This is a genomic window from Peribacillus deserti (assembly GCF_016909175.1).
GTDB lineage: Bacteria > Bacillota > Bacilli > Bacillales > DSM-1321 > Paraperibacillus > Paraperibacillus deserti.
This window is the reverse complement of record NZ_JAFBFI010000001.1, coordinates 340,290-355,167: the sequence shown is the minus strand read 5'-3', so window position 1 is coordinate 355,167 and position 14,878 is coordinate 340,290. Positions and strand designations below refer to the sequence as shown.

The 14,878-nt window shown below is 42.2% G+C and carries 15 protein-coding genes; 1 reads left to right on the top strand and 14 read right to left on the bottom strand.

Features of this window, described 5'->3' with window-relative positions; translation table 11 throughout:
* Nucleotides 1–56: 56 nt before the first annotated feature.
* From JOC77_RS01550 to JOC77_RS01510, 9 genes are all read right to left on the bottom strand, one after another.
* The gene (locus tag JOC77_RS01550; protein WP_204537684.1) at nucleotides 57–866 is read right to left on the bottom strand and encodes an HAD family hydrolase; all 810 of its coding nucleotides are present in this window, start codon (nucleotides 864–866) and stop codon (nucleotides 57–59) included.
* Nucleotides 863–1,960, bottom strand: a complete 1,098-nt coding sequence (locus JOC77_RS01545) for a cysteine protease StiP family protein (protein WP_204537682.1) — start codon at nucleotides 1,958–1,960, stop codon at nucleotides 863–865. Before JOC77_RS01545 ends, JOC77_RS01550 begins: the two co-directional genes overlap by 4 nt.
* Nucleotide 1,961: 1 nt before the next feature.
* Nucleotides 1,962–3,332 (bottom strand): phosphoribosyltransferase family protein, encoded by a 1,371-nt coding sequence (locus JOC77_RS01540; RefSeq protein WP_204537680.1) that lies wholly within the window; start codon nucleotides 3,330–3,332, stop codon nucleotides 1,962–1,964.
* A complete protein-coding gene (locus JOC77_RS01535; RefSeq protein ID WP_204537678.1) occupies nucleotides 3,271–4,476 on the bottom strand; it encodes an HpcH/HpaI aldolase/citrate lyase family protein in 1,206 nt (401 codons plus the stop codon). Before JOC77_RS01535 ends, JOC77_RS01540 begins: the two co-directional genes overlap by 62 nt.
* 174 nt (nucleotides 4,477–4,650) lie before the next feature.
* Nucleotides 4,651–5,394, bottom strand: coding sequence for a TerC family protein (locus JOC77_RS01530; protein WP_204537676.1), 744 nt, complete (start codon nucleotides 5,392–5,394; stop codon nucleotides 4,651–4,653).
* Between the two features lie 262 nt (nucleotides 5,395–5,656).
* Nucleotides 5,657–6,235, bottom strand: coding sequence for a TerD family protein (locus JOC77_RS01525; RefSeq protein WP_204537674.1), 579 nt, complete (start codon nucleotides 6,233–6,235; stop codon nucleotides 5,657–5,659).
* Between the two features lie 129 nt (nucleotides 6,236–6,364).
* Entirely contained in the window at nucleotides 6,365–6,943 is a 579-nt protein-coding gene (locus tag JOC77_RS01520) for a TerD family protein (protein ID WP_204537672.1), read from the bottom strand.
* Between the two features lie 136 nt (nucleotides 6,944–7,079).
* Complete coding sequence (locus tag JOC77_RS01515; RefSeq protein ID WP_204537671.1) at nucleotides 7,080–7,676, bottom strand: TerD family protein; 597 nt, start codon at nucleotides 7,674–7,676, stop codon at nucleotides 7,080–7,082.
* Nucleotides 7,677–7,985: 309 nt separating this feature from the next.
* Nucleotides 7,986–9,428 (bottom strand): S41 family peptidase, encoded by a 1,443-nt coding sequence (locus JOC77_RS01510; protein WP_204537669.1) that lies wholly within the window; start codon nucleotides 9,426–9,428, stop codon nucleotides 7,986–7,988.
* Nucleotides 9,429–9,881: 453 nt separating this feature from the next.
* Here JOC77_RS01510 and JOC77_RS01505 point away from each other — a divergent pair, with 453 nt between their 5' ends.
* A complete protein-coding gene (locus JOC77_RS01505; RefSeq protein WP_204537667.1) occupies nucleotides 9,882–10,238 on the top strand; it encodes a hypothetical protein in 357 nt (118 codons plus the stop codon).
* Between the two features lie 46 nt (nucleotides 10,239–10,284).
* Here JOC77_RS01505 and ftsX read toward each other — a convergent pair whose 3' ends face one another.
* The 5 genes from ftsX to JOC77_RS01480 all read right to left on the bottom strand — a co-directional run bounded on the left by ftsX (nucleotide 10,285) and on the right by JOC77_RS01480 (nucleotide 14,862).
* On the bottom strand, nucleotides 10,285–11,178 hold the full coding sequence (ftsX, locus tag JOC77_RS01500) for a permease-like cell division protein FtsX (RefSeq protein ID WP_204537665.1): 894 nt from the start codon (nucleotides 11,176–11,178) through the stop codon (nucleotides 10,285–10,287).
* Nucleotides 11,168–11,854 carry a cell division ATP-binding protein FtsE gene (gene ftsE / locus JOC77_RS01495; protein WP_204537663.1) on the bottom strand — a complete coding sequence of 229 codons (687 nt, stop codon included), beginning with the start codon at nucleotides 11,852–11,854 and terminating at the stop codon, nucleotides 11,168–11,170. The genes ftsX and ftsE overlap by 11 nt, the downstream gene beginning before the upstream one ends.
* A 308-nt stretch (nucleotides 11,855–12,162) precedes the next feature.
* The gene (locus tag JOC77_RS01490; protein ID WP_204537661.1) at nucleotides 12,163–12,996 is read right to left on the bottom strand and encodes a manganese catalase; all 834 of its coding nucleotides are present in this window, start codon (nucleotides 12,994–12,996) and stop codon (nucleotides 12,163–12,165) included.
* Nucleotides 12,997–13,534: 538 nt separating this feature from the next.
* Nucleotides 13,535–13,879, bottom strand: coding sequence for a cytochrome c551 (cccB, locus tag JOC77_RS01485; protein WP_204537659.1), 345 nt, complete (start codon nucleotides 13,877–13,879; stop codon nucleotides 13,535–13,537).
* A gap of 116 nt (nucleotides 13,880–13,995) precedes the next feature.
* Nucleotides 13,996–14,862: a YitT family protein gene (locus tag JOC77_RS01480; RefSeq protein WP_204537657.1), complete on the bottom strand. Its 867-nt coding sequence runs from the start codon at nucleotides 14,860–14,862 to the stop codon at nucleotides 13,996–13,998.
* Nucleotides 14,863–14,878 lie beyond the last annotated feature (16 nt).

Here is a 14,878-nt window from a genome sequence, read left to right as displayed (position 1 = left end):
CAGCTTCTTTCTGTAAAAATCATTCTACCCCTATTTTACACCACTTCATTCTATGTTCACACGGCTTTTCGTGATGCAATTTCAAGTACGCTTTCTAGTATTTCTTCACCTGCATAGATTCCGGAGGATGAAGTTACTTTTACTCTCGAAGGCAGTTTCATTTTTTTCTCGTTAATTTCTCCATGCAGGGGTGTGAACGCATAATCAGCTACCTCGAGCATACATACATCCAGCAGGGAGTCTCCCGCTGTAATAACCGTAGAGGCAGCAAGTTTTTGCTTAAGGTATTCGACTGCAGCCCATTTATTCAGACCATTCGGAAGCATATACAGCTTTTTCTCTTGAAGCGAAAAGCTCCAGCCCTGGTCAGCGAGCCATTCACCAAAGGTTTGCAGCACATCAAGAGGTACTTTCTCATCCTGAATGCTTGCAAAGCAGAACAGGTCATCGCATATCTTTGATCCGAGAACCCAGTCTCCATGATGAATATCTTCAAACTTCTTCACAATATCATGGTGAGGAGCAGATTCACGGGCAAGCCTGCTGGTTAGCAGCTCCGTCCATTCTTCATCTGCCTGGCCATCAATCAGAATCGTTCCGCCATTGCTTACTACAGCATATTTAGGGACGATTCCATTACTAAACAGCTGTATGCGGTTGTATAAATCAACGGTTCGTGTACTGACCGGAATTAAATCAAACGTTTGATTAACTTTTCGGAGCAGCTCAATGGCGTGCTTTGTCATAAAGGATATCTGCCGCTCGGGCGTTTCTTCCACCACTTGTATCCTGGGGTCCCTTAAGTCTATCCCGCAGGCACGTTTTGAATAGATCAAAGTGCGGTCAAGATCACTTGCAAAAATCATTGTTCTCCTCCATTAATCGGTTTAATCAAACCGATGCACGAGTATGACATATTCGGAAAAACTTCCACGGGTACATTCCGCTCTTCTGCGAGATACAAAATATGCTTCAGCTCAGGATTCCCAGAATTCTGGACTAAAATTTTCCAGGGTACTCTCCGCAATAAAACTCTCGTCGTTTCCCCGACTCCAGGTTTTATAAGATTAATATTTTCAATTCCGTACTCTTCTTGTATGGTTTGAATATCCTTAAGCCCCTGCCACGTTTTGCCTGCGTCAGAATCCATATCGACAGTCTGTTCCGAAAGCTCTGGAAAGAGCGCTGAAATGGCATCAACAAAATAGTTCGATAGATCCAGTGATGCCAAATCTTGATAATATTTAGCTCCGTGAAAATCGTGAGGGCCGATATATTGTTTGTTTAGAACGGTTCTGGATACCAATCCGGATACCGTTGAGTTCAAGCAGGCACTCGAAATAAGAAAATCCTCACGGGTTCCATAAATGTCCGCACACTCCCCAGGATCGGCAAGAACAGCCAGACTATGACTAACACTCTCTTGTTGTCCGCTATTAAACCCGGAAACTGATTGGATCAATTCCTTTGTAATAGCTCCTTTTCCAGTCCAGCCGTCAATAAACTGCACAGCCTCGCTGCCATGCTTTTTTACAATATAGGAGAGGGCATTAAGATCCAGCCCTCTTCCTCTGATAATCGAGACGCTGTAATGGGGAACAGAGATTTGATAAGCAAAGGATAGATATCTCTTGATCAGAACTCCCACTGGAGTGCCTGCCCGGGCAAGGGACACCAAAACAAGATCACTGCCTTTGCTTCTATAAATCTTTTCAGCAACCGTACGGATGGCAGCAGCCATCTTCCATTTATGCTCGTCCAGAGATTGATGAAATAGATTCATATAATCCTGTGAAGGCTGATATTCAATAGGAAGAGATTCTGAATAATGTCCGCCAGTCTGCATGGACTTTTCCCGCTCTTCTGTCCCATTTTCCAGCTCAGCATGACTGATATCCTTCAACAGGAAAATAACATCTTCTCTTGAATAGCTGCCGAACGTTTTTTTCCTGCTCTTCATATTATTCCTCCTTTTCAGAAGCACTCATAGGCACAAGACGAATCGAAGGAACCACTTTTTCCAGCTGTGAAAGAAGCGGCTCGAGTTTGTCTGCAGGCATTTCTCTTTCAAGGAAAACGAATACCTCATCATACATGCCAGGCTCTATATTATAGAAATAATTCATGACATCTGCATTTTCCGGACTGCTGTATGAAAAAGCATGCGTAATCGCATAGCCTAAGCGGTCTGAAGGGTGAATCGGGCTTCTTGTGGTAGATTGATAGCTGACTCCTTCACCCATTTGTGATGCGAGCTTCATAGGGAGATACATAAACTCCCCGGTGCCGAGGCACAACGTTCTTTCGCCTTTTCGCTGGCTCTTCAGAAAGGAAGCAAGCGGCTCTGTCCAATGATAGATATCAAGTTTATCTTTGTCATAGATTCCAAACCTGCCTGAATCCTGAAGATAAGGCGCATCTTGATCGTTTACAGAATAATAAGGAGATACAGGTATATGCAGTCCTGACAGATCAATCGTTTCAACAGTAGCGTTCATTTCTGAGAATGACGGAACTTCCTGCTCTCTTTCGATAGAACGGCCTTCAGTTTGAATGGTTCCTGAAACAAGGGATATCTCATGAATTTTAATTCCGAGTCTTTGTTCAAGCTCACGGTATCTCTCTCTATTCTCTTCGGTACGCCAGTCCAATATCGACACAACGGTATACATGCCCCGAGGATACCTGGCCTGAATGCTCTCAATAATATTGATAGCGGTCTTTCCTGTTGTTACCTCATCATCCACAAGAACAATTGGATGGTTGTTATCTAAAAGGGCTGCATCCACATAGCTTCGGTGAGAAGTAGCATGAGAATGCTCTTCTTCAAAATTAATGACCGACTGAACTCCTTCAATCTGTTCTCTGGTCGTATGAAAAAACGCAGCATTATCACACACTTCAAACACAGAATGTCCAAGGGCTGTTGCCGTTTCAGCAAATCCGATAAACAATGTCGGCTCAGGAAGTTCGATATGATAGTCTAAGAGCCTGACATTCGGATGGCGTTCTCCTGTAATACCGCTGATCAGCTCCCCGATATAAGGGTGCGCCATTCCATACACCTTCTCTGCATAACGGGCTGCAAGAGCAGCACCGGTCAGCAGCGAAACGGCAGGGTCAACTGGAAGATGCTTACCGAGCACCTTGCTTACAAATAAAAAAGACCGTTTTTTATTTATCCTTGCAGCCATGCTAAACAACATGTCCAAATGGATGTTATACGGATTATCGATCACATCAATTTCAACTTTTATTTTATCTAAAATATTATATGAATAATTTTTTCTCAGATCTGGCTGTAAGGAGATCAAGGAAAGATTGTTGTTCATGAAACACTCCATAAAGTTTTGACTTAAGAATGATTTTCTTTGCCCAATTATAATGAGGCTTAATTTCATTCATTTTATTGGAAAAGCCACTTTTCATTACACCATTAAAGGAACTGGCGCTTTCTATAATAGCTGATGCATCCATATATTCCTCAAGACTGACTACATGAAGAGAGTTAACGGCCTTTATATGGGAAGGATGAATAATCGTTTTACCGATAATGCCATTTGAACGATCCAATATAATTTCATAAATGAGAGCATCGTCATTGCGGCTGATCATAGCGTCCCTTAATTTAATGCCATCATGTATAACCTCGAAAGGAGTCTGGCGGATCCTCGGCTTCATTATACGCTGCTTTCCAAAGTACTCCCAAACCGGGCCGGAAATAACATACTCATTTTCTCTTCCAAAAATATTGATAATATCTGTGATGCAGTCTGCAATCACACCAATATTGTAAATGGTCGTATCTCTGTCTCTGCGGATACCGAATAAGCCTGAGAAATCCGTCGCACCCATTCTTACATTTAAAATCAGATCCTTATAGCGGTCAAGCAGTTCTTTAATCCCAATCAGAGTTTCAAGCCTTGTTTCTTTGTAAATCACTTCGGGTGTCTCAAGTATGGGCATCGCATATAGCTGCTGTGAATAGGTTTTGTTTATTTCTAAAAGGGCGCTCAAATAGGCCTCGCCTTTCTCACTAGTAAACTTAGGAAACACAAACCCGCTCACCAGCTCCAGCGCATTGCCGAGGTTTTCCGCTAATTTATGCAGCTGCTCTTCGCTTCGTATCCGAATGAAAAGAAGCGGCAGATCCTGAAGCCGGAATAGATGGCTGTCAACAGCACGCTTGATTTCCTGCAGCTGAAGGACCAGATTCAGCTCGGCATCCCCAACCTCTCCATCCGAAATGGAATCTTCCAGGCAAATAACCATTGATGTCAAGCCTTCATGCTCACCGGACAAAAATTTACCAGATAGTACATCATTAGAAATGCGCGACCGTGTTCCAGGCATGTACAGAGCGGCACCCAGCGCATAAGACAACAGCTCTTTATCTGAATTCTTCGTGAACTCCACAGGCTCATGCATAAATACTTGCTTTCTTTCATCGTTATCCAGATATCCAAAGTGCTTCACCAACATTCCCCCTGGTCTAATAAAGTCTAATAATCTACTATTTGGTAACTATACTTTTACTGCTCTTTTCAACTTCTGCCTGCACCATACAGCAAACTCCTAAAATTTTACATTGAAAATAAATAAAAAGAGGAAAGAGACAATTTCGTTTCTTCCCTCTTGTATAAACGAATGTTACTTGCTTACTTCAGATTGCTTAGATGATCTGTTCTTTTTGATTTTGTGAACAATAAAAGTGCTTAGGAACACAGCAATAAGAATACTGAAGAATACAAGCTCTTCCACGTGGAACCAAGGGCTCGCAATCATCTTGACACCAATTAATGCTATCATAAGGAAGGCTGTTGTTTCAAATTCTGGAATTCTCTCAATAAGGGCAAGGAATACCTGCGCCACACCACGCATCATCAGTACTCCAAGAATACCTCCAAGGAATAGGACCCAGATCTGATCGGAAACACCAAACGCAGCAATTACACTGTCAATACTGAATGCAATGTCCATGATTTCAACGGACAGCACCGTTCTCCAAAAGCCCATAGGCTTGTTTTTGACTTCTTCTTCTTCCCCTTCTTTATTTTTCTTAATAAAGTAGGAAACGGCAAGCCAGAGCAGATATAGTCCTCCGGCGATCTTAATCCAGGTGATTTTAATTAAGAATACCCCTAGACCGATAGCCAGGAATCGGAATACATAAGCTCCTAAAATCCCGTAAAATAAAGCTCTTTTTTGTTCTTTTTTCGGAAGGTGTTTAACCATGACGGCTAGAACTAATGCATTATCCGCAGATAAGAGGCCTTCCAAAATAATTAGTGTACCGATTACTCCCCATGCTGCTGGGTCGGATAACACCGCTTTTACCGCATCCCAAGAGAAAAACGATCCATAACTTGATAATAAATCTTGTATAAATTCCATTTATTTGAAATTCTCCTTCTAATACAGGCTCGCCATGTAATATTCCATTTATAGGCTAATCCTTTTCTTGATGGCCCGTAACGTATTTGATAGTTTAGCAGCCTTAAATGTTTCATCCTTCACATTCTAAAGAACAGGCAATCGCATTGCCCAGAGTATGAAGGATATTCTTAATCAAACATCTAAATTTACTTTTGAACTTGGGGCACTAAACAATGACGAAAAGATCAGCTTGCTCCTCGCGAGTATCTTTCCTAACTGCTTACACTTCTAATCCGTAGTTGCGGCAAAGGTCAGCCAGTCCGCCGGAAAATCCGCTGCCAATCGCATTGAATTTCCAATCTGAACCGTGTTTATATAACTCGCAGATCACAACAGCCGTTTCAATCGAGAAGTCCTCTCCCAGATCATAGCGCAGGATTTCTTCATCGTTTTCCGGATTTACGACGCGGACAAACGCATTGGAAACCTGGCCAAAGTTTTGTTTTCTTGCATCAGCATCATGAATGGTTACGGCAATGCCAATTTTGCTTACATGTGCAGGCAAAAGTGAGAAGTCAACAACGATCTGCTCATCATCTCCGTCTCCTTCACCAGTCCGGTTATCCCCGGTATGCTCAACAGCACCAGTTGGGCTTTTTAAATTATTGTAGAATATAAATTCCAAATCATCTTGTACCTTCCCCTGCTCGTTAGCAAGAAAGGCTGAGGCATCAAGGTCAAATGCAGAGCCGCCTGAATATTTATTAGTATCCCAGCCTAAACCAATAATCGCTTTTGTAAGACCCGGGTTGGTTTTGGTTAAATCGATACGCTGGCCTTTCGCTAATTGAATAGCCATGATTCTTCACCCCATACATTATATTACAATTGTTTATCAGATAAGAATAGGTGTTTTTGTTTTCCAACAAGGCGGAATCTGCTCCCAGCAGATTCCGCCCGCACCTTTTTCGAAGAAAACTCTTGAATATTAAACGTTTAATCCATAATCGCGTACTAGGGATGCAAGTCCGCCCTGGTAGCCGCTACCGATTGCATTGAATTTCCACTCACCGCTATGGCGGTATAATTCACCCACAACTACAGCTGTTTCAATAGAGAAGTCTTCTCCAAGGTCATAACGGATTAATTCTTCGCCGTTTGCAGGATTGAAAATACGAGCGAAAGCATTGGAAACCTGGCCAAAGTTCTGATTGCGTGCTTCAGCATCATGAATCGTAATCGTGAACGTAATTTTTTCAATAGTAGCAGGAACTTGAGAAAGGTTGATTTTAACCTGCTCATCATCTCCATCGCCGTCTCCTGTTAGATTGTCGCCTGTATGCTCGACAGCACCATTTGCACCTACAAGATTATTGAAGAAAATAAAATCTTTTTCAGAATCACATTTGCCTGAAGCATTTAATAGGAATACAGAAGAGTCAAGATCGAAATCATTGCCTCCATCATACTTATTTACGTCCCAGCCTAAGCCTACAACGATGTTTTGAAGCCCTGGATTAGATTTTGTAAGATCTACTTTTTGTCCTTTTGATAATGAAATTGCCATGAATGATAACCTCGCTTTATTTAAATTTTTTATTTAGCTATTTAAACTTACCTGTTGGTTTCCGCTGCAGGCGCTCCAACCAACACAGTCCCTATAATTAAAATGAGCTTTGATCAAGCTTAATTACAAACAGAATTTAACGATAACGGTTTGCAATATCCCCGATTGACAGGTCACTTGTACCTTGTCCTACTGCTGAGAACTTCCACTCGCCATTATGGCGGTAAAGCTCACCCGGGAACAATGAAGTAAGTCCTGAATAATCATCAGTCAAATTAAATTTAATCAATTCTTCCCCGCCGCTGCTGTTAACAACACGGATGAAAGCGTTCTGGATCATGCCGAAATGCTGTTTTCTTTGTTTTGCCTGATAAATGTTCACTACAAATAACAGCTTATGTACATTTGCAGGCACGTTTCTTAAGTCAACAGTGATTTGCTCATCATCACCATCGCCAGCACCGGTCAAGTTGTCACCGGAGTGTTTGACGCTGCGGCATTTACTCGTTTTATTGCCGAAGTAAATCAGGTCCTTCTGGTCAGTCAGCTTATCCTGCTCATTCAGCATAAGAACGGATGCGTCACAGTCAACATCTGCTCCTCCGCCTAAAAGCCCGCCGAACAGACCTCCCTTTTTCACCGGATCCCAGCCCAAACCAACAGTAATATTAGTTAAACCAGCCCGGCCCTTTGTAAGGTCAATTTTTTGCCCTTTTTGTAATGAAATGGCCATTTACTGCACTCTCCCTTAAACAATGACATACTTGATATTTCCTCTAAATCTTATCATTTCCGACTATCAAGTTCCAATAAATAACCCATTAACCAGTAAACTCCAGCCCATTTGGAACTCAGTAGTACGGGCATCCGCCTACTATATACGAAGCGGGTGATAAAAGGTTTCAAATTTTATAAAAAAAATGCACGGAAAATTTTACATGCTGCATAATCTTTCATTCTTGGGATAACCTTGAATTCCACCCCAGCCCGCCTCCTGGCTCTCGACAAAAAAAAACCTCCCATACATGAGAGGATTTTCAAGTTATTTAGTTAAGTAACTCATGGCCATCCGCAGCTGAAGGTCATGTTTCTCATCCTTCATATACTCGAGCACGGCATTTGCCAGCGCTTTTGCTGTTTTGCTATCCAAAACTCCGCTTTGTTTCAACCCTCTATGAGATTGAAAAGCTTTTACGGCAACTTCCGTCTTCTTATCAAAGTATCCATCATCCCTGCCTGTTTCAAAACCCAGGCTTTTCAGCATTTCCTGTGCATGCTTGACCTGTTCATCATTGCTGTCTCTTTTAAAGGGCTTTTCCACATTTAAAGGATGAGACTGGAAAGCAGACGGCTGGCTGATTTCGATTGTCGGTTCGATTCCTTTTTTATGGATCCAGTTGCCTTCCGGCGTCAGCCATTTATAGAGAGTCAGCTTAATATTGCTGCCATCATTCATCGGAACAGCCTGCTGGACGGTTCCTTTTCCAAACGTTCTTTCACCAATCAGCTTATATCCTTCTGCCTCATTCAATGCTCCTGCCAGAATCTCGGATGCTGAGGCACTTCCCTTATCAATGAGAACAGCCACTTCATACGGTTTTTCCTTTTTCAGGGTTGTGAAATATTCTTTCTTATCGCCATTTCGCTTCTGGATCTGAATATAAGGCTTATCCTTCGTCACAAATTGTCCCAGAATTTCTTCCACTGATGAAAGCAGTCCACCCGGATTACCCCGGACATCTATGATGAGCCCTTTTATCTGCTTAGCTTCTAATTGCCGAAGCTCCTTTCTAAAGTCTTTGCTGGTATGTTCAGAAAAAGAAGTGATTGCCAGGTATCCAATTTTCTCGCCGCGCTGCTCCATCACCTTGGAAACGACCGTCTCAATCGGAATCGTATCACGGACAATTTTCATTTCAATCGGATTCGAAACTCCGGCCCGCTTAATTTCCAGTTTTACTGCGGTCCCCTTTTTCCCTCTAATCTTAAGCCTGGTGTCATACAAATTCAGTCCTTCCACACTTTCGCCATTGACTTTGATAATCTGGTCCCTCGGCTTCAAGCCGGCTTTTTCAGCAGGCGAGTCCTTATAAGGAGAAATAATGATCACTTTTCCGTCTTCTTCTCCAATCTCGGTGCCAATTCCTTCAAAGGAGCTATCAAGCGCTTCATTAAACTGCTCGGCTGTTTCTCTATTCATATAGACGGAGTACGGGTCCTTCAGCGTAGAGAGCATTCCCTGGATCGCACCCTCCTCCAGCTGTGTTTCTCCTACTTTCTCTACATAGTTCTCCTTAATCAGCTGATAAGCCTGATGAACCTTAAGTAAAGAATTCCCATCCACAGGATTCATTTTTTCGTCGGGCTTTTGTGAAAAGCCTGGTATATCGCCATCATTAATCTTTATTCCTGCATACACCCCGCCAGCCGCTCCAGTCGTCAGCGAAAGAGCAACCGATAAAGGCAGCACCCATTTTTTCCCCATAAAAAGCTCCTCTCTTATCAATAGGCCCTTTTACCGGCCTGAATCATCTAAACGCCTGCATAGCCATATACTTGTCCTTAGTTATATATGAGAAGCTCGGACTTATTATGTTTTTTAGTGAAAAAGAGTGATAAATCAGGCCAAGCTGAATCATTGGATCCCCGCTTAAGAATGGCACGGCAGTCCTTCAAAAGAGTACTATAATGGTAAGGTGAAAATTGGCAGATGATCATGATGGGAAAAATAAGGTATATAAAAAAAAGCAGTGAAACAAATGAGAGTGGCTTGACTGGCTCGGTGCTGATGATTTTAACAATGTTGATGTTTCTCCTGTGGTTAGTCTTTTGGGGCGCATCTTCGTTAACGGAAGAACATTTTATTTTATCAAAAATGCTTGGGTTATACTGCGGAGCCTGTTTGACTCTGTGATTTTGCTTTGTTCTTCTTGGAGTTGTGACTGCAGTGCGCAGCTGGCCCGGTAAAATTGTGTTGTTCCTTTTCTCAGCAGCCTTTGGATATGCGGGTTATGGTTTACTAGATACTTCTTTTCTTTTGTACAAGGATAAAGAAACATACGAAAATAGGCAGTTTGAAAGAATCACAGGTGTTCCTGACCATGTGGAGTATGATAATCACGACACCGGACCACGATTTATATCTGACCTGGATTTTAGCGGGCAGATCATCGATGTACATTATCTGCAGATAACACAGGATTACTACGAAGCGAATTTATCAGGAAAGACGCTGGACATTCAGTATCTTCCTCACAGCCATTTTGCTGTAAATGTGGATGTTCATGGAGATTAAGTAACACGTCGAAAAAGGCCGGCACTTAATCTGCCGGCCTTACACATTATATTTTTAAAAATTTCCTTACTGACATTAAGCTTCCCCACACGCCAATGACTGCACCTAAAAGCAGCAGAATCAGCGATACTTGCCAAATGAATGGATTGAATTCCAGAAGCTCTACAAACTTAATTTGGATTCTTGGTGATACAAAATCATAGATGTACGAGTAGGCGGCAGCGATAAAAGCAATAGGGATAATTGCTCCAAGAATCCCGAGCCAGGCTCCTTCAAGGAAGAAAGGCCAGCGGATAAAGCTGTTTGTAGCTCCTACTAATCTCATAATCTCAATTTCTCTTCTTCTGGCAATAATTGTTATTTTAATGGTGTTTGAAATCAGGAACATTGCGGTAAATAATAAACCAAGGATTAAAACGATCCCGATATTTCGTGCAACTTCGACAACATCAAACATTTTTTCAACATAGCCCTGTCCATATTTTACATTTTGGACATATTGAAATTTCTCAATCTGTTTAGCCGTTTTAACGACGTCTACAGGCTCCTTTGTTTTGACCACATATACATCGTTCAGGGGGTTATCCTGTTCAAACAGCTTAAAGGTCTTTCCATCTTCACCCATCTCATCGATTAAGTTCGTCAGCTCTTTTTCCTTTGGGGAAAATGCGACCGTATCGACTGCAGAGATTTGTTCGATCTTCTGGCCGATTAAATCTTTATTATTATCATCCGCTGCCGGATCAAGGTGGACCCTGATTTCAACATCCTTCTGGATGTTCTCAGCAATATGGTTTAAGTTCATCATGATTACAAAAAATACGCCAACCAAAAGCAGAGTGACAGTCACCGCACTGATGGATGCAAAAGTCATCCAGCCGTTCCTCGCTAAGCTTTTTCCGCTCTCTCTAAAGTGGCGGCGAAGGGTTCTAATACTCATATCCGTATTCTCCTCGCTGCTCATCACGTACGATTCTTCCATTATCAATGGCAATTACGCGACGCTTTAAATTATTAACAATATCTCGATTATGTGTGGCCATCACAATAGTAGTCCCACGGTTATTAATCTCTTCTAAAATATTCATAATCTCCCATGAAGTCTCCGGATCCAGGTTACCTGTCGGTTCGTCTGCAATCACAACCTGCGGGGAATTAACGATGGACCGCGCTATGGAAACACGCTGCTGCTCTCCGCCAGACAATTCAGTCGGAACCATGCGTGCCTTATGCTTAAGTCCTACTAAATCAAGCACCTCCATCACACGCTTTTTAATATCTTTTGGATGCTCTTCTACAACCTCCATCGCAAACGCTACGTTCTCAAATACAGTAAGAGTAGGCAAGAGCTTAAAGTCCTGGAAGACTACCCCTAAATTGCGGCGGAATAGCGGTACTTTCGTATTTCTCAGTTTAGAAAGCTGAATTCCGTTAACGGTAATGCTCCCGGTTGTCGGCTTTTCTTCGCGGTACATCATTTTTATAAAAGTAGATTTACCGGCGCCGCTTGGGCCCACCACGTAAACAAACTCGCCTTTATTAATTTTTACAGTAATCCCATTAATGGCAGAAACTCCATTAGGATAGATTTTAGATACTTCAGACATTTCGATCATAACAATTCACCTAACCTTCTAGTTTAAAACTATGTTCCTATATAAAATTCACCTAAATGAATTTAACTTTTAGCGATAAACAACAAAAAACGACAAAAACCAAGAAAAAGACTGAGCAATTTCTTCTTTTCGTCTTCACACATTATAACATTCAAGTTTGACAGTTTTAAGGATAATTATATTACAATTTCATTTCATTAGAGATACAGCGAAGAAAAAGTCATGATGATAAATATCTATTTCTTGAAGGAAGATAATAGGAAGAATCTACTAAAAAACAGAACCCCAGTGGGATTCTGCTTGTACGATTATTTCGGTATATTATCCATCGGCAGAGTATTATGCAGGGCAGGAGGTGCTGGTTTAAGAATCGGCTTCGCTCCTTCTGCTTTTGGAGTAGATTCATATTTAAATTCTGCATGCCCATCTATACTTGGACCTTGTGCCCAGCGCCCTGTGCTCGCTTCTTCACCTTCAGAAAAATTAAATAGTGTATATGCTACATCTAATCTTTCTTTTTCACGAGGGAATGTGCTCGGAACCAGCAGCCCTTCCGCTTCTTCAAGCTCAGCAATGGCTGCGGCCCACTGGTTTTGGTGATAGGAATCGCGCGCAATCAGTACGGACAGCATATCTTTCACGCCTCTGTCATCGCTCATTTCATACAAACGAACAGCCTGAAGACGTCCTTGAGATTCCGCATTTAAGTTGGCGCGGAAATCAGCCAGCAGGTTTCCGCTTGAGATAATATAATTACCCATCCATGGGTTGCCGACGCTGTCAGCAGGACGTGCGCCAAGTCCTGACACAATGGCATGTTGCGGATTCATGCCGCCCATAACTGCAGCCATAACAGGGTCTTTCGCCGCTTCTTCCTGAGCGCTAACTGGTGCACCATCAAGCAGCCGTGAAACCATAGTAGCAAGCATCTCAATATGGCCAATTTCCTCAGTTCCTATGTCTAAAAGCAAGTCTTTATATTTTTGGTTACCGCGGACGCTCCAGCCCTGGAATAAGTATTGCATAGCCACTGACATCTCACCAAACTGACCACCGATTAATTCCTGTAATTTTTTCGCAAATAACGGATCGGGTCTGTCTGGTTTAGCTTCAAATTGCAGTTCTTTAATATGTGAAAACATAAAAAACCTCCTATGCCTTATTATGGGTGCGCACCCTACAACCTGAATATACCCAGAGCCCCATGCCTAAAACTATAATGTTTATTTTTTTAGAATTTTTATTGTGTAGGGCATTAATTCAAGAGATGGGAAATACTTACTGAGGAGGCTGGTAAGTCAGGTTTTAGGAGCAGAGGCATAATTTAGTTTACGAAAAACCTAAAGCCCTTATTTTGCAGCTCTTTTAGACTAAATATAGTTTTAGTTGGTTGTAAGTATCGTTATTAGAAGACCTCAGCCTATTCTATAAAAAAGGTATAAACCCTTTATGGGGCATTCAAAAATTTTGGAGGGGTAAATGGAGTTTTATCGGGGTAAACATAATTTTTCGAGGGGTATCTTAGATTTTATGAGGGTTTCGGTTTTTTATGGGGATTATCATAGCATCGTCGGACCCGTGTGTATATCTAGATACTTCTCCATACTAGAGGCGTATCCAAATACCCATTTAAAAAAAGCAGTGCATTAAAAATCTTATGCACTGCTTCTTTCTATGTACTTATTTTTTCTCTGCAAGCCAGCCTGCAACCACTTTGGCATCATCGCCCTTTAGGATGTTTGGAGGCATTTGGCCTTTACCTTTTTTTATAATATTCGTGATTTCAGCTTCCGAATAGGCAGACCCGATATTTGTCAGGTCAGGACCGAATCCACCCTCAAGATTTCCGCCATGACAGCTTGAACAGTTCTTTTGGTATAATTTTTCACCATTGCCTGCAACAGACCCGGCATTTTCTGAACCGTTTTCCTGATTAGCATTCTCTTTTTCACCGTTATCAGCATTTCCGCATGCCGCTAATGCTAGGGAAGTACCCAGCAGAAGCATAATGAGCTTTTTTTTCATGTTCATCTCTCCTCGAACGAAGTACACATCTTTAAAATAAAGGCCAAAACACATAGTATTTCTATGGTGTTTTGGCCTTGCATCAAAGAGTTATCCCATTTTTCATTATACCTTTATTATACTCGTTTGAAACCCTCGCCAAGCACTTCCGAAGCGTCCATAACGACCACAAAAGCGTTGGGATCAATGCCTTTTACGAGTTGTTTCAACTTTATGAACTCCGTCTGATCCACCACGCACATAAGTACAGGACGTTCATCATCCGTATAGCCGCCCGTCCCGGAAAGCTTGGTCACACCGCGGTCAATCTCATGAATAATTCCATTTCTTACTTCAGCTTCATGTGCAGTTATAACCATCGCCATTTTAGAACGGCCAATCCCTACCTGAACAAGATCAATCGTTTTGCTTGTCACGTACAGGGCAATTAAAGCATAAAGCCCCAGCTCAATATCAAAGAAAATAGCTGCGGAAAGCACAATTAAGCCATCTATAATCGCTACACAGGTTCCAAGCGAGAAACCTGTATATTTGTTGATAATCTGTGCAGCCAGATCGGTTCCGCCTGTTGAAGCTCTTCCTCTAAAAACCACACCAAGCCCAAGGCCCACTCCGATTCCGCCAAACAGTGCACCTAGCAGCGGATCGGTTGTCCACGGTTCCCAGTGACTCGTCAAGAAAACGACAAACGGCAAAAATATCGTGCCAAGCAGCGTTTTAGCACCAAATTGAGCCCCTAGAAAGATGAGTCCTGCAATAAAAAGAGGAACATTAAACGCCCATTGAACATAGGCAGGCTCCCAGCCAGCGAGTGCGTGCAAAATCGTACTGATCCCGCTGACACCGCCCGAAGCGATCTTGTTCGGCAGCAAAAACACATTAAAAGCAACGGCTACAATCGCTGAACCCAAAAGAACATAGCCAATCTCGATCAATTTATTCACAACCGGGTGTGAATAGGCCATACCTCTTCTCTTCCGCATCCCAAAATCCTCCATT

Excerpts from the sequence above, each read along its gene's own strand:
- JOC77_RS01510 (WP_204537669.1), bottom strand. The coding sequence starts at position 9,428 with ATGGGGAAAAAATGGGTGCTGCCTTTATCGGTTGCTCTTTCGCTGACG.
- JOC77_RS01540 (WP_204537680.1), bottom strand. The coding sequence starts at position 3,332 with ATGAACAACAATCTTTCCTTGATCTCCTTACAGCCAGATCTGAGAAAA.
- JOC77_RS01490 (WP_204537661.1), bottom strand. The coding sequence starts at position 12,996 with ATGTTTTCACATATTAAAGAACTGCAATTTGAAGCTAAACCAGACAGA.
- JOC77_RS01550 (WP_204537684.1), bottom strand. The coding sequence starts at position 866 with ATGATTTTTGCAAGTGATCTTGACCGCACTTTGATCTATTCAAAACGT.
- cccB (WP_204537659.1), bottom strand. The coding sequence starts at position 13,879 with ATGAAAAAAAAGCTCATTATGCTTCTGCTGGGTACTTCCCTAGCATTA.
- ftsX (WP_204537665.1), bottom strand. The coding sequence starts at position 11,178 with ATGAGTATTAGAACCCTTCGCCGCCACTTTAGAGAGAGCGGAAAAAGC.
- JOC77_RS01525 (WP_204537674.1), bottom strand. The coding sequence starts at position 6,235 with ATGGCTATTCAATTAGCGAAAGGCCAGCGTATCGATTTAACCAAAACC.
- JOC77_RS01545 (WP_204537682.1), bottom strand. The coding sequence starts at position 1,960 with ATGAAGAGCAGGAAAAAAACGTTCGGCAGCTATTCAAGAGAAGATGTT.
- ftsE (WP_204537663.1), bottom strand. The coding sequence starts at position 11,854 with ATGATCGAAATGTCTGAAGTATCTAAAATCTATCCTAATGGAGTTTCT.
- JOC77_RS01480 (WP_204537657.1), bottom strand. The coding sequence starts at position 14,862 with ATGCGGAAGAGAAGAGGTATGGCCTATTCACACCCGGTTGTGAATAAA.
- JOC77_RS01520 (WP_204537672.1), bottom strand. The coding sequence starts at position 6,943 with ATGGCAATTTCATTATCAAAAGGACAAAAAGTAGATCTTACAAAATCT.
- JOC77_RS01515 (WP_204537671.1), bottom strand. The coding sequence starts at position 7,676 with ATGGCCATTTCATTACAAAAAGGGCAAAAAATTGACCTTACAAAGGGC.
- JOC77_RS01530 (WP_204537676.1), bottom strand. The coding sequence starts at position 5,394 with ATGGAATTTATACAAGATTTATTATCAAGTTATGGATCGTTTTTCTCT.